Below are 18,575 nucleotides of genomic sequence, written 5' to 3'. Positions count from 1 at the left end.
AAATAATTAGGAGGTACATATTATGGCTAAAGGAAAAAATAACACATTACTACTAGCAGGAATTGCTGCTGGAGCTTATGCATATTTTAGTAAAAAAGAAAATCGTGATAAAGCGATAGTTGCATTTAATAATACAAAAGCAAAGGTTAACTCATTTATAGATGCACAAAAACATAATCGCTCCGATTTAACTGTTGCTGGGCACCCAGATCCGCACAATACTCCCGATAGCAAGATGGTAGACGAAGGCGCAATGACAAGTGTTCAATATTATAATGATGAAGTGCAAAATAAGGACAAGAAAACTCCAGAATATAATGAAGTGAGTTCTTAATAGAAAGGGTCTCCAGCATGGGGACCCTCAATTTTTTTTATCTTTTAGTATAGATAATACTGATAAACATATTAACAATCCACCCGTTAATAGAAATCCACCGTTTGCAGTAAGTTGCAGTAGTCCAGTAACACTAGAACCAACTACCACGCCTATTGAAAAAAAGGCGTAAAAATATCCGTATGCCTTTCCCCGAAAAGTAGGTTCTGTTGAGTCAATTAGCAACGAATTGATAGAGGGGAATAGAAATGCAAATCCTACTCCATATAAACTCATTCCCACGTATAGCAGTTGTAATGTGTCAATCTGTCCGAGTAAAAGCATGCTTATCCCCATTAATCCCATCCCAAAAGCGAGTGTTTTAATAGGTTTAACTTTATCAAATAGTCGATTAATAGGTAATATGAAGACTAAAATTGCCACAAAGCCAAATGTACTCAGTAATAGTCCGCTTGTTTTTGAATCATATCCTAGATACAGTACTTTTAAAGGGAGCATATAGGCGAGTACGCCCTGTGAAAACATCAAGAAAAAGGCACCTGCAAATGCTTTTACCAAACCACTTTCTGCAAAAATGTCTCTTACTGTTACAGAAGCATTTTCCTTCGTTTTTTTCTGAATAGAAACTGTACTTAATAAGAAAACTGATAAAATACTAAGAATAAGCATAATAGAACCTGTGATACTTAAGACAAATACTTCATCTTTTTTACTAGCCATAATTCCACTAAAAGCAGGACCTAAAATCGCAGCTAGTCCTACAAATGCTCCTGATAATGCAACACTTTTTCCACGCTTTTCAGCAGAGGTTTGATTCGCAGAATACGTAAAAGCTGCAGGAACGATAAGACCTGCAAGCAGTCCATGGATAAAGCGGACAATTAATAGACCGATTGGGTCTGATACCCCTTGGTACATAAAGAGGGAAATACTCGTAGCAAATAAACCAATGATTAATATAGAAAAAGGACCTTTTTTATCGGTTAAAAAACCTGAGATGATGTTTCCGATTGTATTTGAGAATGAATACATTCCTACAACCAAGCCCGTTAAGAATGGGGTAGCACCTAAAAATTTAGCGTAAGGACTCATGATAGGTAGCTGTGCAAATAAATCAAAAAAAGAAAAAAAGACAATTATATATATAAATACCCGCAAGTATATTCCTCATTTCTATTTCAGCTTCTACTCTAGTTTAGCACTTTTTTATTATGTAATCTGTTTCATAATAGGTAAATAGGGTATTAGGGAAATAAAAATTACAAATAAAGGAGGTAAATAGATTGAAAAAAGCAATGGTTATATTTAATCCTTCATCTGGGAAGGAAGAAGCCGAAACATATAAAGAAAGGGCTCTTACAGTTCTCGATGCACTTGGATATCAAATAGTTGAAAAGGAAACAGAAAAAAAAGATGATGCTATTACGTTTGCCAAACAAGCTTGTGAAGAGAAAATGGAGTTCCTCGTAGCTATGGGTGGAGATGGGACGATAAATGAAGTTATAAACGGACTAGCCAATCAATCATATCGACCTCTATTTTCAATAGTGCCTCTTGGAACAGTAAATGACTTCGCACGAGCATTAGGAATCCCTTTAGAGCCAGAGATTGCAATCGAGGCATTAAAGATGACCAATACAGAGTTTGTAGATATAGCTCAAATTGGTAATAAATATTTTGGAAATATCGTTGCAATCGGTGAGATTGCAAGTAGAGTTGCGAACACTTCCGTTGAGAAAAAAACGAAACTAGGTTCATTAGCATATTTAATTGAAGGTGCAAAAGTAGTTATTTCTAACGAAGAGGTGGGTTTCACTATTCAACATGACCATGGGACCTGGACTGGAACATCGATGCTCGTTTTAGTTGGCTTAACAAATTCAGTAGGTGGATTTGAAAAAATGATGACAAATGCCGAAATCAACGATGGACTTCTTCATGTGTATATTTTTAAAAAATCTGGTATTGCTAACCTCGTTCGAATGGGTACAAAAATTTTATTGGGCACATTAAAAGAGGATGATGGAGTGGAGGTCATTACGACTAAAAAGGTTTACATGGAGTCTGATCGACCATTATTTTGTAACGTTGACGGGGATGAAGGTGTATGTACACCATTTGAAATTAAGGTACTACCAAAGCACTTAAAATTATTAATTCCAAATAATAGCTAAATTATCATCATAAATGTTTCCATTTTCCAACAAAGTGTTATAAAATGATTCTACGTACCCAATAAAGAACAATACCAAAAGTACTATAAAAAAAGAAAGATGAGGTCCTTATGCAATACTCACAAAAGATTTTTTTAGAAAGCTTTTCCAAAGCGTATACAAAAGAAATAAGCGTAATTAACAGCATTGAAGGTTTGAGTTTGTTTTTAGATTTAGAAAAAAAATTATTTCTTCATATGTATGCTTTCGAGCTTGAGGAAGCTAAAAAAGTATTAAGAGAAATCATAGACTTAATTATTATTAGAGCTGAGAAGTTAATGATTATGTATGTCAAAAATTACTACATACAATTAGTTGCTGTGATGGCAAGGAAATTACAAGAAAGCCAAGTTCCCTCTGATAAGGTAATGGCTTTTAATATCGCTAGTGTCAACGTTATAGAAACAAAAATGAGCGATGCACAGTTTCTTCAATGTGCAGATGAATTAGTAGAGTTTTTTGTATTGGTCATTACAGAAAGAAAAAAACCGTCCTTTGGTCATCAAACAGTGAACAAAGTTATCTTATTTATAAATGATGAAATTGAAACAAATTTAACTGTGGAAGATATTGCTAAATGTTTTAATATTAGTACAAGTCATTTATCTCGAATTTTTCGGGAACATACAGGGGTAACTCTAGTAGAATATTTAAATATTCGTAAGGTAGAGGAGTGCCAGTATTATCTAAGACATACGAACAAAGGGATTTCCGATATTTCTGATTCATTTCACTTTTGCAATCAAAGCTATTTCACTCGTATATTCAAAAAGTATACAGGTCTAACACCGAAGCAGTTTAGGGATCATCATGAATACCCTAATTTCAAATATAATTTTCCAAATGAAAGCAGAGCTATATAAGTATTGCTATGTTTATATTTGATAAATAGCTTCATAGAAGGTATACTCGTTATAGTTTGAAAAATGAAGGTGAATGAATGAAAAAGAAGATTAGTTTGCTTTCTATTCTTGTCTTTGCAGCAGTTGTTCTAAGCGGATGTTCAGGAGTAGAGAATAAAGAAGGTACTTTTTATAATATTTTTGTTCGACCTTTTGATTTTTTACTTCATTTCTTTGGAGAAATATTCAATGGTAGTTATGGACTTGCTATTATAGCAATTACATTAATTATTCGATTTGCTTTAATGCCTTTGATGCTTAAAAACTATAAGAATCAACAAGGTATGAAAGAAAAAATGGATAAATTGAAACCAGAAATGGATGAGATTCAAAAGAAATTAAAAGCTACAAAGTCAAAAGAAGAACAAATGGCTTTACAACAAGAAATGATGGGATTATATCGTAAGCATAATGTAAATCCTTTGAATATGGGTTGCTTACCAATGATTATTCAAATGCCAATCGTCATGGGATTATATTTTGCAATCCTGCACTCAACAGATGTGAAAACACATCCCTTTTTATGGTTTAACTTAGGTTCTCCGGATATTGCGATGACGCTTATTGCAGGTGTGGTTTATTTTGTTCAAGCAAAAGTTTCATTATGGACGGTACCAGAGCAACAAAAGCAACAAATGAAAATGATGATTTATATTTCTCCTATCATGATTATGTTCATCTCGTTCAGCTCTATGGCTGCATTACCATTGTACTGGGCTGTCGGTGGGATTATCTTAATCTTCCAAACATACTTAGGGCGTAAATTTTATTCAAATCATCCAGAAAAAGCAGAAGAATCTGTATAACGAAAACGTTTGTCAACAGTCTAAAACGAAGCTTTTTATAGCTTCGTTTTTTCTATGAGAGGTGTAGTTTAAAAGTGAATAAGAATTGGATCATTGGAATCTTAATTGCAGCGGCTTCCATTGCCTCTTTAATATTTATTATAGTAGGGAATTTAAACATGGCAGTCCTCTTTATGACTGCAATATTTGCTTTAAGTAATGGTTACCGAGCGGTCAGCTTTAAGGAAAAAGGTTTTGAACGGGAAGCAAAATGGATGAAGGGAATGTCTATTTTATTTATCGTATTATTTTTCATCGTTCTAGGAATGGTTTTAATATAACTTTTGTTCATGGGTTGTCCACAAAGACAACCCATTTTCTCATCCAGTTTTAGAAGAAAAATGTTAAAATGATAGTATCGTTATTGGAAAGAAGGAAGACAATGCATTCTCGACAAAGTTTATTTAAAAAGAAAAAACAAAAAAAATGGCCATATATTGTCTCGGGTACAATTTTGGGATTGTTAGTTGCAGCCATCGTCACTTGGATTGGAATAAATGATTGGAATATAAACGAAAGTCTTGCATCTTTAGGTCTGACGAATAAAACAGAAGAGATGACTACAGAGGAAAAAGAAAAAGACATGATAGATGAGCAAGAAGCAGAGGAACCGACGAAAGAAGAGCAGGTAGTAGAACCACCAGTTGTCGAAGAGCCTGAAGTCGATATGTCAGGAGCAAATGGATACATAGGTCATGAAACGTTACCAATGGAACCGACATACTTCCAAGGAGTACTCATTGCAAGTAAAAAGTATCCACTACCTTCAACATTTGACCCTGGAGAAAGTAAGGATGCAAGAGCAGCATTTGAAGAAATGGCTGCCGAAGCAAAACTTTCTGGTTTTGACCTCGTTGCATTTAGTACATATCGTTCATTTGAATATCAAACGACACTTTATCAGAGATATGTAAGTAATGATGGGCAAGAAGAGGCGGATCGCTATAGCGCACGTCCAGGATACTCCGAACATCAAACTGGTCTTGCTTTTGATATAGGAGAACAACATTTTGAGCAACATTTTGCGCGTGAAAGCTTTGGAGAAACTGAGGCTGGAAAATGGGTTGCTGCCAATGCACATCACTATGGTTTTATCATGCGATATCCAAAGGAAAAAGAAAAAATTACCGGATATATGTACGAGCCATGGCACTTCCGCTATGTTGGTAAGCAACTAGCGGGGGAGATTTATGAAGCAGGCACTACGCTAGAAGAATATTTGGATATATAAAAAGTCAGCGTCCTCATTAAGGGACGCTGACTTTTCTAGTTATAGGATTGGGGATAATAATCGTGCTAGAGATTCTTTAAACTTAATCATACGAGTTCTTTCCTCATATAGTTCCATAGTCAATGGAGTAGATAACTTCATATCCTCCTCGAATAGCTCTGCAAGCGCATGAGAAGTTTCGCGGTCATAGATAAATGCATTAACTTCAAAGTTTAACTTAAAGCTTCGGACATCAATATTTGCTGTTCCTACAGTAGAGGCTTCATCATCAATGACAATCATTTTTGTATGAAGGAATCCATTTTCATAAATATATACTTTTGCTCCGGCTTTTATTAATTCTCCTACATAAGAATAGGTAGCCCAATAAACGAATATATGATCTGGTTTGTTTGGAATCATTATCCGAACATCGATACCAGATAGACAAGCAATACGAAGTGTATCCATAAAGCTCGCATCTGGAATGAAGTATGGTGATTGAATGTAAATATACTTTTTCGCCATCATTAGAAGCTTTAAATATCCGTTTTTTATCTGCTCCCATTCGGAATCAGGTCCACTGGAAACAATTTGCAATCCAACTGAGCCTTTCATCGGGATAGCTGGGAAAAATACATCGGAATATTCAATATCATGTTCGGCGGAAGCTTGGTTCCAATCAAGTATAAATCGGGTTTGAAGTGGATGTACTGCACTTCCTTCTATCCTTAGATGTGTATCACGCCAATAACCAAATCGTTTATTTAATCCTAAATATTCATCCCCTACATTAAATCCTCCGATATAACCAATTCGACCATCAATAACGACAATTTTTCGGTGGTTACGATAATTCATACGTGGATTAATAAGAGGTAGGATAGAAGGGAAAAATGCTTCTACACGGCCACCTAATTCTATTAACTCTTTAAATTGCCTCTTCCGCAAAGAGCGTGAACCTGTGTCATCATATAAAATTCGAACTTTTACTCCTTGCTTCGCTTTATCTAATAGTACTTGGTAAATCTCTTGACCAAGATTGTCTAGACGAAAAATATAATACTGAATGTGAATATGATCCTTTGCATTTTCTAAATCCTGCAAAAGTGCCTGGAATTTTTTTCGTCCGTCATTAAAAATATCTACTTTGTTATCTTGAGTTAGTACCGCTTGGTTATTGTGTAAATGCATAATAATTAACTCTTTATAATGCATGGCATCATCCAAACGAAAATCAAACGAATCATCCTCAATCGCTTCCATTTGAAATTCTATTAATTTATCGATACCAATTTTGTTTTTACCTTCCCAACGAAATAAATGCTTTTTACGCAACTTTCTTCCAAATAATAAATAAATACCGAAACCTACAATAGGTACAAAGAATAAAACCAAGATCCAAGCCCAAGTAGAGGAAGCATCTCTACGTTCCAAAAATATTAATGCAATTGCAAAGAAAATATTTAAAATAATTGTCCCTGTCACTATTAAACTAATAATGCTAGCCGCCACAGTTTCACCTCCTTCTATTTTATTTTTTTTGGAAGTTAGTTTTAGTATATCCGATTTAGGGGAAAGAATGAAGAAACTAGGTATTATGTGGTAGAAAGTATAACCTACTTGACCTATTGGAATAAAAGTATTATTCTATGTTAGGTGAAAAAATGGAGGTAATGAAATGGACATATTGTTTATCATTCTTAATATAGCTGCCTTACTGTTGTTCGTTGGTGTTCTAATAGTAATGCAAAAGAAACATGTATCATTTTCTAAACGCGTATTTACAGCGTTAGGTTTAGGTATAGCTTTAGGATTAGCATTAAATCTAATTTACGGTGTAACATCTGAAGTGTTAGCTAAATCCGTAGATTGGTATAACTTGATAGGAACTGGCTATGTGAAGTTACTTCAAATGATAGTAATGCCACTAGTATTTATTTCTATTCTAGGCGCTTTTACGAAGTTGACGATTGGGAAAAACTTTGGGAAGATGGCTGCAATTATTTTAAGTATTTTAATTGGAACTACTGCTATAGCAGCACTAATAGGAATTGGTTCTGCAGCAATCTTTGATCTAAATGCAGATCAGATTGTGCAAGGTGAAGCAGAATCTGTACGCGCAGAGGACTATGAAGCACGTTCTGCTGAAGTAGGAGATAAAACACTTCCTCAGCAAATGCTTGATTTACTTCCAGCTAATCCATTTTTAGATTTCACGGGTGCGCGTGATACATCTACAATTGCGGTTGTAATATTTGCAGCATTTTTAGGCTTTGCCTACTTGAGAGTAGCTCGAAAAGATGGTGAAACTGCTGCTACGATTAAAAAAGGAATAGACGCTGTGTACTCGCTTGTTATGAGTGTAGTGACACTTGTTCTTCGATTGACTCCATATGGTATCCTGGCAATTATGGCTAGAACCGTTGCGACATCTGATTTTGCAGCAATATATAATTTAGGTAAATTTGTGGTAGCATCCTATGTAGCATTAGCTATTATGTTTGCAATCCACTTAATTATTATTTCACTTTCAGGTTTAAATCCTATAACGTATGTGAAAAAAGCAGCAGAGCCACTCATTTTTGCATTTACATCACGTTCAAGTGCAGGTACTTTACCTATTAATATTAATACACAAACAAATAAACTAGGCGTATCTGAAGGTATTGCAAATTTCTCTGGTTCCTTTGGATTGTCCATTGGGCAAAACGGTTGTGCGGGTGTATATCCTGCCATGCTAGCATTTATGATTGCTCCATCTCAAGGTATTAATCCTTTAGATCCGATGTTTATTCTTACTGTAGTTGCCGTAGTGGCTATTAGTTCTTTTGGAGTTGCAGGTGTAGGTGGTGGAGCGACGTTTGCCGCGATACTTGTACTTTCTGCTCTGAATTTACCAGTTGCATTAGCTGGTTTACTCGTTTCAGTAGAGCCATTAATTGATATGGCACGTACAGCTGTAAACGTGAGTGGATCAATGACTGCAGGTGTTACAACTGCGAAAGTAACCGGTGAATTAGATAAAGACGTTTATAATGCACCATTAGAAACACAAACAGTAGAATAACAAAATTACAAAAAAAGCTGTCCTTTATCGGACAGCTTTTTTGTATGCGCTCAAATAAAATCTATGCTCTTAACATAAACTTTACTTGTGGTTTTTTAATATTACAAAAGAATTTTGGTATAATTGTACTAAATACCAACTTTAATCCAGGTCTAAATCTCGACTGACTGGAGTTAAAACCTCCGGCGTATGTCTCAGATTTTCAATCTAAACGAGAACGGATATACGCCAATGTGAATTTAATTGATAAAGGGGATGGAGCCGTGTTACAAGCAATAAATCTTCATAAAAAGTTTAAGACAAAGGAAGTGGTTCACCAAGTAAATATGCAGCTAGAAGCAGGAGAATCTATTGGACTTCTCGGGCCGAACGGGGCAGGAAAATCAACAACTATTTCCATGCTTTCTTCTTTAGTAATGCCAACAAGTGGTGAAGTACTTTGGAATTCAGAATCGATCAATAAAAATCCCGAGTCGCTTCGCAAAACATTGGGGGTAGTTCCTCAGGAAATTGCTTTATACCCTGAGCTATCGGCAAGAGAAAACCTAGCTTTTTTCGGTAGAATCTATGGTTTAAAAGGTTCACTATTGACCGAACGTGTAGAAGAAATATTACAGAAAATTGGATTAACTGATCGAAAAAATGACATTGTTAAAACATTTTCTGGTGGTATGAAACGTCGCCTTAATATTGGAGCTGCACTTTTACATAAACCATCTATTTTAATTATGGATGAACCAACCGTAGGGATTGACCCACAGTCAAGAGCGTATATTTTAGATACTGTTAAACAGCTTGTTGAGGAAGGAATGACCTTATTATATACAAGTCACTATATGGAGGAAGTTGAGCTCCTTTGTGACAAAATTTATATTATGGACCAAGGTGAGATTATTGCTTTCGGTACAAAAGAGCAGTTAAAATCACTAGTTTCTGATAATCAAACGATTGAATTAAAGGGACATTTACTTTCAAAAGAGTTTGGGGAGGTACTGAAGAAACAATTTCCTGCTGCCAGTGTTCGTCATGAAGAAGATATTCTGCTGTTATCCATGCCTAAAAAGGAAGAGCCACTTGCTACCATTTTCGCAATAGCTGCAGAAAATGATGTGACAATCACATCGGCCATCATTAAAATACCGTCTCTTGAAGATGTATTCCTACATTTAACAGGGAAAGCATTAAGAGACTAGGGGGATGGCTATGCTACTTACTTTAATTGGAAAGCAAATAAAAATGCTATTACGAAACAAGCAACCACTTATTATTTTATTACTCATGCCACTTGTACTTATTACAATTCTTTCTACTGCGCTTGCTGGTGTGATGAATAGTGGTGGGGAACCAGCTATTCAAGCAAGATTAGTTTTGATAGATACGTCTAGCTGGGAGAAGGAAGAAGAATCTATTATAAATTTCTTAAAGGAACAGGGATTGAGCGGCTCTTCTTTAGATTCAGTACTAATTCAAATGAAAAATTATGATCCTATAAAAATTTTAGAAGACTCCATTCTATCAACCGATGGTATAAAGGAGTATATAGTGGTTGGAAAGAAACAGTTTACAGACTTAAAAAATATTCGAAAAGACGAAAATACGGATGGTATATTAACAATTCCATCGAGTTTTCGTTTGGATTATATAAAAATGGCTTACTTTAATGAGACGCAAACACCAGAGATTAATTTATTTCTTAGTCAAGAAAATGAAATACGGGCTTCTATTATTCAATCCGTAATCAATGAATGGCAAAATGGCTATACGAAGTCACTTGCTCTTACGAAAGCTGGTTTATCACTGGATCAACGTTTGCTAAACAGTTCAAGTGTGGAAAAAGTGGAACAGGTGCTGGAAGAAAGTGAAAGAAAAATTCCTGCCTCCGTTTACTACACTGCTGGAATGCTTGTGATGTTTGCTCTGTATATCCCGTCATTTTTAGCAGGCTTTGCTTTGCAGGAGGTGCAATGGAAGGTATATGACCGAATTATTTTAGCAGGAGTATCGGCTAATTGGTACTCAATTTCTATTTTTATTACAGGGACGATGGTAGCTTTTGTTCAACAATTGTTACTTCTACTTTATGGGAAGTTTGTGCTAGGAATCGAGTGGATTGGACTAGATGCAATGGCTATTACCGTTTTAACCTATAGCTTTTTTATTGGGGGCCTATCAGCATTACTGACCACCCTTCAACTTAGAACGAAGTCAGAGGGAGCAGCGAATATATTTAATGGCTTAGTAATTACTATATTCTCATTTCTTGGTGGTTCGTTTTTCAATATAGGGGAAGTATCTACACTACTTGCCAAAATCGGTAATCTTACACCAAATGGAGCTACCATGACTGCCATCCTATCCATTCAAAAAGGTAGAGAATTAGAGGTAATATGGCCATTTATGTCTGTTTTGGTTGTGGCATTTAGTCTTTGTGTGTTTCTCTCTATTGTTTTATTTCCAAAAAGAGGGGTGACATCATGAAGGGTACATGGATTGCAAGGTTACAAAACTTAAAAAGAAAGCCACTTATTCTCATTTCAATGACTATCATGACCATTATCTTTGCATATGTGTTAAGTGGTTCAGTTGGTAGTAAATTGTCTCTATTAATTGCTACGGATGAATCTAAAATGAGTAAGGAAGTTTTAGAGAGGATACAGATAGAAGAGGATTATGCAATAACTGTTTTATCGGAGCAAGAACTTCAGGATACAATAAAGGAAAAAAGGGACACGATCGGTGTATTGCTAAATGAAAAAACGTATAGTGTTCTAGCAGACACAGAGTCCGATGTAGTAAGAAATCTTTCTTTAAATGTAGAGACTATCTATAATGAGCTAGCTTTTCAATATCAGATAATTGATGTAGGTGGGGAAAGTAAGTGGGAGGAAGTAGAAAAAGGCTTAGAAAATCCTGCTTTTCAGATAAAAGAATCATCGATGGATGAGTCAAAAGTGTTCCGCTATGATGGAGCATTACAAAGTTTATTTGGTTTTATGCTTTATTTTGTTTTTTATACAATCTCTATAAATGTACAATTTATATTAGAAGATAAACGTTCAGGAGTATGGAATCGTTTAAAGCTAGCATCAATCAGTAGATTTCAATTGTATTTTGGGCATTTATCTTTTAGTTATTTAATTGGATTGGTCCAAATGCTTTTAGTCATTTTTGTTTTCCGATTTATAGTTGGCACAAATATGTACGGGGGATTATGGAAGGTTAGCGTCATTTGTAGCTTCTATGTATTACTTGTGATGGCATTTTCTTTATTTGTTATCTCGTTAGTCAAAACAGTAAGTCAAAGCAGTGTAATTATTTCTTTGCTATCTGTCGCTTTTGCTATGATCGGCGGTGCTTATTGGCCACTTGAAATCGTACAGTCAGAAGGCTTGCTAGCAATGAAATGGTTGTCTCCTATCTATTACGGAATGGAAGCATTAAAGAGAGTTACCATTTATGGGGAAACCTTAAGTGACGTTTGGACGTATGTTAGTATGATGTTACTTTTAGGCGTTATCCTATTAGCGGTCGGAATCACTTTATTGGAAAAGAGAACGGAACGCTATCATTCAAGTGAATAGATTGGGGAGTTTGGGGTTATGTATTGGTGTAAAATTGCACGGACCGAAAAAGAATTTGATGCAATCGCTCGATTAAATTATCAGACATTCGTGGAAGAGATTCCGCAGCATGAACCAGATCCGAGTGGAATGAGAGTCGATCCATTTCATCATGAAAACGTATATGTGATTGTATTGAAGGATCAAGAACTAGCGGGGATGGTTGCCTTTCGAGCAGTCCGTCCTTTTTCGCTAGATCTAAAACTTGGTCCAGTAGAGGATTTACTTCCTGAGGATGCACTTCAAGGGATGCTTTGCGAAGTTCGATTAATGGCGGTTGATAAAGCACATCGAAATGGACGAGTGTTTTATTATTTAGCTAGGGCATTGTCTGATTATGCCTATGAAAATGGCTATGGAGCAGCTGTCATATCAGGAACGATTCGTGAACAAAAACTATATAACCAGCTAGGTTTTGAACCCTTTGCAGACACGGTTGGGACAGGAGAAGCTCTGTTTGTTCCGATGGTACTGACAAGAGAACGATTTGACAACTCGGTTGCTGCTCGTTTTAAACAAAAAAGATATTCATTTTATCCTGGGCCTGTCCAACAATCGGAATCTATTCAACAGGCATTTTTAGAAAAGCCAATATCCCACCGTTCGCATGAGTTCAAGGTAATGCTGGAGCGAGTGAAGAGTCGACTGCTAGAGATGAGTAGAGCAGCACAAGTCCATCTGTTAGTTGGGAGTGGAACTCTTGCCAATGAAGCGATGATTGCCCAATTGCATGTGCTTGGCGAGAGGGGGTTACTTCTAACAAATGGTGCCTTCGGAGAACGTTTGGAAAAGCAAGCGAAAAGATGGGGACTTTCCTTTGAGGTTGAGAAGTACGAATGGGGAACTTCCTTTGATTTAGCTGCGATTGAAAAAGAGCTTGCTACGGGTAATTATAGCTGGTTGCTAATGACACATGGTGAGACCTCTACTGGAATGTTGAATGAATTGGAGAAGTTAGCTGATATATGTAAGCGTCATAATGTATTGTTATGTGCAGATTGTGTGAGTTCATTTGGTGCACTTCCTTTTCAGCTAGATGGTGTTTATTTAGCTACGGGGGTAAGTGGAAAAGCTATTGGAACAATGAGTGGCTTGGCATTTGTATTTGCTAATACGGACATTACAGTAAGTGAAAACATACCAACGTATTTAGATATAGCATTTAGAAGTAATCACGCAGTTCCATTTACAATGCCTTCCCAGTTTGTATTGAGCTTAGAATATGCATTAAAGGCATATGATGGTGGATTTAGATATAAACAATTACATAATCGAATGCAATTTATCGAAGAAGAAGTGAAAAAGCATCAAATTGAACTGTTAGCAGACAAACATTATCCAATGATTTTTACGTGGAAGGAAAAGAATTATCCGCACTTAGCGGAAGATGCAAGAATGTCAGGTTTTGATTTGCATTATAAAAGTGATTATTTAATTGAAAACGGCTTGCTCCAGATTTCATGCATCCAACCTGATTTTGAAGATGCATGGACTAAATTTATGGAATGGCTTGATAATTATCGTGCTTATCACGGTGAATGAAAGATTGTGACCGGATAGAAAATAGTATGGCTAGAAACTAAAAAATCTGACCGTATAGAAAAAATGTGACTAGATAAAAGAATTTCTGACCGGATAAAAAATAATACTTCCACACAGAAAAAAAGGGCTGTCCAATAAGTACCTAAAATAAAGTAGAAGGAGAAAAACGACTCGTTTTTCTCCTTCTGCTTTTGGTACTATTGTTGATAGAGTGAATAATTGATTGGAGTGAAAGGCGGCGACTCCTGCGGGAAAGCGAGTCAGTCCGAGACCCCGCACGTAGCGTGAGCTGCGGAGGAGGCTCGGCGCTCGCCCGCGGAAAGCGTCCGCCTGGAACGGAAATCTATCGGACTTTTTAATAGAAGTTACGGAGAAAGAGGTTGCCCTTATGACTTTCAGTACAGGCCCTTTTAAGCATAACCTTCATAAATTGCATTTTTAGGATATCTCTTTCGCATATTGTTTAAATATACTAGGAAAGAAATCTCAATGATTAGCATAAACACTACAATCAAAATACTCCCAGTTATGCTATTATCGAAAGTTGTATTCATTAAAAACGATTGTATGAACAAGGATGGCAAGGCGATCGCCATATACCAATAGAACATTCGCTTAGTTGAAATGAAACCTTCTTTATATGGAAGCTGACTTGCAACCTCTTGTAGAAGGGCAAACAATAAATATATAAGAATCACTTTCAGCAAACTAAGAAGAGTTGAGTAATATCCTAGCCATTCATTCAGTTGGATAACTTGGTCATTTAAAAAGAAGTTAGGCACTGAAATAATAACTAAAATAATTAATAGAACCTTTAGTTTTTTATAAGGTTGAGAGGATAAAGTCGCTATTTGTTTGATACCATTGTAAACAAATATATATCCGATAAAATCTGGCAAGAGGTCAACAATAATGTGAATTTTGATGAACACGAAAAGAAAGCCGATGAATAGCTGTTTGAATCCATTTCTCATTTCGCTTCACCTCTCGCTTTCTTTACAATGTTATTCACTTGATCTTGCGTCAATATAGGATTACTAATAATATTGATTACGTGATTGATTTGAGTCCCGTCGGCATCCTCACCTGTCCAGTCTTGCATAAGTCTAATCGTTTTTGCCTTATCCAAGTCATCTTTCGTGTGAAAGAAAATTCCTATTGAATCTCCTGCATCTATTTGAAGCGGCCATTTTACATCTGTATAGAGGGGAGCGTCCAGATCCTCCCATTCTTTTGAAGCGTCTTCTCTTATAATAGGGCTATGTTCATCTGTATCTTTCCATACCATCAACTTTATATCTATGTCTTGTTGAATCCCCTTTGGTAACTCAAAAGCTTCCATCTTTATAGGTTTATTTATATGAATAAATTCTGCGCGAGAGTTGCCAGTATAGTTAAATCCTGAACTTTTATAAAATACTTCATCTGAAGTTTTATAAGAAGTGAAATTTAGTTTAGAAACTTGTAACGGCACAGTCTGACCGTTTGTAAAAGTGGCGTATATCTGATTATGAGTTTTTAATTCCTCTTGAAAGTTTTTTATATCCTCTTCGCCTAAGCTGAACATAGCCTCTTTTAAATAATGATGAGTAAATTCTTGATTGAAAGATTGTGCAGTTGGATTCTCGAAACCAGGGAATGTGAAGTTTCGCTCATTCCATAAGCTTTGAGCGCCAATGGAAAGCGACTGCAACTCTATAATATCTTTTTTATTCGTTATATAATGTATGGAAAAATTTGTACTATCACTTATTGGTATATCTAAATAAGCATTTAGAATAACTGGTTCCTCTAGTTGCTTCGATTGAAAGTAAATGGAATTGACAATCCAACTTATGACAATAAGGCTAATAACTCCCCAAAACCAATTTTTCTTCAATGATTACATTCCCCCTTGGACTTTGTCGTACGTTTCTTTAATAAAAGCTTTATACGGAGAGTCAGGCATTTTATTAATATTATCTATAGCAAACTGTGCTGCTTCCAAAGCTTTTGCCTGTTGACCAAGCTCCATGTAGCATAATGCAGCATATGCATCCTTTTCGTAGAATATAGACAAATCGAAAGGGTGATGGGTAATACTAGAGATTTCAACTGCCTCTAACTTTTTAAGTGCATCTTCAAATTGGTGTAAACCGTATAATGTTTTTCCTCTTTCAAGTAGGAAATAAGGTGCGAATAATTTATTCTGTATGCGGACCTTAAAAGTATCGTTATATAACTGGTCTGCTTCTTTATATAGTTTTTTAAAAGAAGTTAAGTAGTGAATATTAGCGTACGAAATGAAAATCTTCGAATCCTCATCCTCGGCAAATTCACTATATGCAAGTAACTTTTGTAAATAATACTCTTTTTTCTCTTCGTCCGTAGCCATCATAGCGTGGGCGGTAGCTAATCGATATAAATTATCTACTTGCTTAAATATTTTATGCTTATTTGAATATGCAATTGCTTTTTCCATCTTATCGATAGCGTCTTCATGTTGACCTACTGCAAAATAAAAAACAGCCTCCAGATAGTCATAGTCTAGTCGGGATAGTGGATCAATCCATAAGGGATTCATTTCTAACTGAGAACGCTCTGAAAGTAAAATATTTAGCGCTTCCTGATAATTGTGATTTGTATAAGGAACTAAAGCAAAAAATGTCCCTATTTCTGCCCGTTTGGTTGTTAAATTTAATTGCTCATACATTAAAGCTACTTGTTTTAATAGCTTCAGAGAATATTCTTTGTCCTTTAATGATATACATCTACTATACAATTCAAGTAAACGAGCTGCTTCATACCCCTGAGTGAGCTTTGGGACACATGGCTCGATTAGATCGATTATTTGTTCATATTCATCTGTTAAATCTTCATACTTCGTATTAAAAAGTAGTTCTGCCTTCTCTAATACTTCTCTTAAATCCTGTGTGCTTACTTCTTCCAAAAGCTCTGAAACATCTACTCCTAACTGATCAGCAATGTAATTTAAGCTTTCCATAGAAGGATTGGCTTTATTGTTTTCAATTAGACTAAGCATTCCTTTAGTGAGTTCTGAGCCTGCAAGTGCTTCTAATGTAATCTTTTGTTGTTTTCTAATTTTGCGTATGCGATCGCCTAATGTTGGCACAAGAAGAATCACCTCTTTATCTATTTGTTTAATTATATTAAACTTTTCGTTGAAATAAAAGGATAAATATGGTATTATTTTCTTTACATAGAAATAAAGGTAAGGCCTTTGGTGGTTGCCAAAGATTCTGTACAGGGGTAAATCGTATAGTGCGATTCAAAATCTCGGCATTTTACCAATGAGAATTTGAAAAAAGGGGAAATAAAAATGGAAGAAGTGTTAAAGCTCAAAAGGGCAACGTATCATTTGTGGACATTCACGATAAGCAAAATCATATCAACATTTGGGGCGCAAGTGTATTCATTTGCCATCAGCTTTTATATTTTGCAATTAACTGGTTCTGCCTCAAGCTTTGCAATGAATTTGATTTGTAGTATTTTACCAAGGACGCTTGTAGCACCTTTTGCTGGTTATGTAGCTGATAATTACTCTAGGAAAATGATTGTCATCATTGCTCAAATTGCCACCACAATTGCAATTGGTGGTTTGCTAATTGTTAGTTTAACAGCAGGCTTATCATTGTTAGCAATTTATACAACTACTGTAATTTTATCCATCACTTCATTATTTTCAGGTGTAACATTTAGCTCGTCAATCACAGGACTAGTGGATGAAGCAAGAATACAAAAGGCAATGTCTTTAAATCAAATATCCATTTCATTTGCTGCAATTGGTAGTCCAGCCGTAGGTGGGTTACTCTATGGTACTGTAACAATGCCAGTTTTTCTTGTTATGTATATGGCTGCATCGATTATTGCAGTACTCTTAGAGTCCACGATGAATTTTAATTTATTTGCTAAACGGAAAGAGGTAGTAGAGGGAGAAGTAAAAGAGTCGATGCTTCAAAGCATGAAGGCGGGATTCAACTATTTAATGAAACATTCCATTTTAAAAACGATGGTTGTAATTTCTCTTTTTATTAATTTTCTGTTCGGTGCATACCAAGTGGGCTATTCATTTATTTTAATTGAGAAATTAAAAATAAACGCTCAGCATTTTGGATTCACTGAAGGAGCATTTGCAATCGGAATGTTGATTATGTCCATATATTTTACTTCTCGTAAAGAGCTAAAGTATCCATTTTTAGTTTCTAAATGGAGCATCGTGGTGATGGGAGTGCTAATGGGCGGAGTGGCATTACCGTTGCTGTTCGATATGTCCTATAATTGGTTAGTAGGCTTTTACATTCTCCTTATGTTTGGCTTTGGTATATCGATGATTGTGACTAATACACCAATTCAAGTGATGATGCAAAAAATGATTGAGGATGATTATAAGGGGCGTGTGTTTTCTATCATTGAAACTTGTGCAATGGCTCTCATGCCGCTTGGAATGGTATTGTTTGGTTTCTTATACGATGTTTTACCGGCAGAAGGTATTCTCATAGTATCAAGCCTTGTATTAATCTTGGTAGTATTACTACTTGCAAGACCATCCGTTGTAAGAGCAGCACATCCTGAATTACAAACTGCGCAACCAGAGTTACAATAAAAAAATGCCAAGGAGCGAATCCTTGGCATCAGACTGTTGAAAAACGCTTTCATTCTTCGTTGCTTACACTTCGTTGTAAGCTCATGAACCTAAGTTCTATTCGCTTCCGCCTCGTGTCGGCGCGCATCGACTGACAAGCGTTTTCAAACAAGTCTGAAGTGACACTTTAGAAATCTAAATTTAGCTGCTACCTGAAGCCAAGGAAAATCCTTGGCGTTTTGTGGTATATTAGGTAA

The 18,575-nt window shown here is 35.8% G+C and carries 17 protein-coding genes; 12 read left to right on the top strand and 5 right to left on the bottom strand.

The window, feature by feature from the left end:
• The first annotated feature begins 22 nt into the window (after positions 1–22).
• Positions 23–334 (top strand): hypothetical protein, encoded by a 312-nt coding sequence (locus PGC35_RS09365; RefSeq protein WP_056830906.1) that lies wholly within the window; start codon positions 23–25, stop codon positions 332–334.
• A gap of 27 nt (positions 335–361) precedes the next feature.
• Here PGC35_RS09365 and PGC35_RS09360 read toward each other — a convergent pair whose 3' ends face one another.
• Complete coding sequence (locus tag PGC35_RS09360; protein ID WP_375218954.1) at positions 362–1,492, bottom strand: MFS transporter; 1,131 nt, start codon at positions 1,490–1,492, stop codon at positions 362–364.
• Between the two features lie 125 nt (positions 1,493–1,617).
• Here PGC35_RS09360 and PGC35_RS09355 point away from each other — a divergent pair, with 125 nt between their 5' ends.
• The 5 genes from PGC35_RS09355 (at position 1,618) to PGC35_RS09335 (ending at position 5,525) form a co-directional block, all read left to right on the top strand.
• On the top strand, positions 1,618–2,508 hold the full coding sequence (locus PGC35_RS09355) for a diacylglycerol/lipid kinase family protein (RefSeq protein WP_056830902.1): 891 nt from the start codon (positions 1,618–1,620) through the stop codon (positions 2,506–2,508).
• Positions 2,509–2,618: 110 nt separating this feature from the next.
• Positions 2,619–3,410, top strand: coding sequence for a helix-turn-helix transcriptional regulator (locus tag PGC35_RS09350; protein WP_053591649.1), 792 nt, complete (start codon positions 2,619–2,621; stop codon positions 3,408–3,410).
• A 77-nt stretch (positions 3,411–3,487) separates the two neighbouring features.
• Positions 3,488–4,255: a membrane protein insertase YidC gene (yidC, locus tag PGC35_RS09345; RefSeq protein WP_375218953.1), complete on the top strand. Its 768-nt coding sequence runs from the start codon at positions 3,488–3,490 to the stop codon at positions 4,253–4,255.
• A 74-nt stretch (positions 4,256–4,329) separates the two neighbouring features.
• Positions 4,330–4,575, top strand: coding sequence for a hypothetical protein (locus PGC35_RS09340; protein ID WP_375218952.1), 246 nt, complete (start codon positions 4,330–4,332; stop codon positions 4,573–4,575).
• A 101-nt stretch (positions 4,576–4,676) separates the two neighbouring features.
• Positions 4,677–5,525, top strand: a complete 849-nt coding sequence (locus PGC35_RS09335) for a M15 family metallopeptidase (RefSeq protein WP_375218951.1) — start codon at positions 4,677–4,679, stop codon at positions 5,523–5,525.
• Between the two features lie 39 nt (positions 5,526–5,564).
• Here the strand turns inward: PGC35_RS09335 and cls are convergent, their stop codons facing one another.
• Positions 5,565–7,019: a cardiolipin synthase gene (cls, locus tag PGC35_RS09330; protein WP_053591653.1), complete on the bottom strand. Its 1,455-nt coding sequence runs from the start codon at positions 7,017–7,019 to the stop codon at positions 5,565–5,567.
• A gap of 166 nt (positions 7,020–7,185) precedes the next feature.
• On the opposite strand from cls, the gene PGC35_RS09325 reads away from it, so the two are divergent.
• From PGC35_RS09325 to PGC35_RS09305, 5 genes are all read left to right on the top strand, one after another.
• Positions 7,186–8,574, top strand: a complete 1,389-nt coding sequence (locus PGC35_RS09325) for an L-cystine transporter (protein WP_056830897.1) — start codon at positions 7,186–7,188, stop codon at positions 8,572–8,574.
• 263 nt (positions 8,575–8,837) lie between these two features.
• The gene (locus PGC35_RS09320) at positions 8,838–9,767 is read left to right on the top strand and encodes an ABC transporter ATP-binding protein (RefSeq protein WP_375219165.1); all 930 of its coding nucleotides are present in this window, start codon (positions 8,838–8,840) and stop codon (positions 9,765–9,767) included.
• A 10-nt stretch (positions 9,768–9,777) separates the two neighbouring features.
• Positions 9,778–11,052: an ABC transporter permease gene (locus tag PGC35_RS09315; protein WP_375218950.1), complete on the top strand. Its 1,275-nt coding sequence runs from the start codon at positions 9,778–9,780 to the stop codon at positions 11,050–11,052.
• Positions 11,049–12,155 (top strand): ABC transporter permease, encoded by a 1,107-nt coding sequence (locus tag PGC35_RS09310; protein ID WP_375218949.1) that lies wholly within the window; start codon positions 11,049–11,051, stop codon positions 12,153–12,155. Before PGC35_RS09315 ends, PGC35_RS09310 begins: the two co-directional genes overlap by 4 nt.
• A gap of 18 nt (positions 12,156–12,173) precedes the next feature.
• Positions 12,174–13,736 carry an aminotransferase class V-fold PLP-dependent enzyme gene (locus tag PGC35_RS09305; RefSeq protein WP_375218948.1) on the top strand — a complete coding sequence of 521 codons (1,563 nt, stop codon included), beginning with the start codon at positions 12,174–12,176 and terminating at the stop codon, positions 13,734–13,736.
• 410 nt (positions 13,737–14,146) lie between these two features.
• On the opposite strand, the gene PGC35_RS09300 is transcribed toward PGC35_RS09305, so the two are convergent.
• The 3 genes from PGC35_RS09300 to PGC35_RS09290 are packed head-to-tail and all read right to left on the bottom strand — an operon-like array spanning position 14,147 to position 16,848.
• Positions 14,147–14,710: a hypothetical protein gene (locus PGC35_RS09300; protein WP_375218947.1), complete on the bottom strand. Its 564-nt coding sequence runs from the start codon at positions 14,708–14,710 to the stop codon at positions 14,147–14,149.
• Positions 14,707–15,615, bottom strand: coding sequence for a hypothetical protein (locus tag PGC35_RS09295; RefSeq protein ID WP_375218946.1), 909 nt, complete (start codon positions 15,613–15,615; stop codon positions 14,707–14,709). The genes PGC35_RS09300 and PGC35_RS09295 overlap by 4 nt, the downstream gene beginning before the upstream one ends.
• 3 nt (positions 15,616–15,618) lie before the next feature.
• Positions 15,619–16,848, bottom strand: coding sequence for a helix-turn-helix domain-containing protein (locus PGC35_RS09290; RefSeq protein WP_375218945.1), 1,230 nt, complete (start codon positions 16,846–16,848; stop codon positions 15,619–15,621).
• Between the two features lie 207 nt (positions 16,849–17,055).
• Here PGC35_RS09290 and PGC35_RS09285 point away from each other — a divergent pair, with 207 nt between their 5' ends.
• Positions 17,056–18,339: an MFS transporter gene (locus tag PGC35_RS09285; RefSeq protein ID WP_375218944.1), complete on the top strand. Its 1,284-nt coding sequence runs from the start codon at positions 17,056–17,058 to the stop codon at positions 18,337–18,339.
• Positions 18,340–18,575: the final 236 nt, after the last annotated feature.

Source organism: Psychrobacillus sp. PGGUH221 (assembly GCF_042055255.1).
Classification (GTDB): Bacteria; Bacillota; Bacilli; order Bacillales_A; family Planococcaceae; genus Psychrobacillus.
The sequence above is the reverse complement of the archived record's forward strand: the minus strand, read 5'-3'. Positions and strand labels throughout refer to the sequence as shown.

Excerpts from the sequence above, each read along its gene's own strand:
- PGC35_RS09315 (WP_375218950.1), top strand. The coding sequence starts at position 9,778 with ATGCTACTTACTTTAATTGGAAAGCAAATAAAAATGCTATTACGAAAC.
- PGC35_RS09365 (WP_056830906.1), top strand. The coding sequence starts at position 23 with ATGGCTAAAGGAAAAAATAACACATTACTACTAGCAGGAATTGCTGCT.
- PGC35_RS09335 (WP_375218951.1), top strand. The coding sequence starts at position 4,677 with ATGCATTCTCGACAAAGTTTATTTAAAAAGAAAAAACAAAAAAAATGG.
- PGC35_RS09325 (WP_056830897.1), top strand. The coding sequence starts at position 7,186 with ATGGACATATTGTTTATCATTCTTAATATAGCTGCCTTACTGTTGTTC.
- PGC35_RS09310 (WP_375218949.1), top strand. The coding sequence starts at position 11,049 with ATGAAGGGTACATGGATTGCAAGGTTACAAAACTTAAAAAGAAAGCCA.
- PGC35_RS09300 (WP_375218947.1), bottom strand. The coding sequence starts at position 14,710 with ATGAGAAATGGATTCAAACAGCTATTCATCGGCTTTCTTTTCGTGTTC.
- PGC35_RS09305 (WP_375218948.1), top strand. The coding sequence starts at position 12,174 with ATGTATTGGTGTAAAATTGCACGGACCGAAAAAGAATTTGATGCAATC.
- PGC35_RS09350 (WP_053591649.1), top strand. The coding sequence starts at position 2,619 with ATGCAATACTCACAAAAGATTTTTTTAGAAAGCTTTTCCAAAGCGTAT.
- yidC (WP_375218953.1), top strand. The coding sequence starts at position 3,488 with ATGAAAAAGAAGATTAGTTTGCTTTCTATTCTTGTCTTTGCAGCAGTT.
- PGC35_RS09285 (WP_375218944.1), top strand. The coding sequence starts at position 17,056 with ATGGAAGAAGTGTTAAAGCTCAAAAGGGCAACGTATCATTTGTGGACA.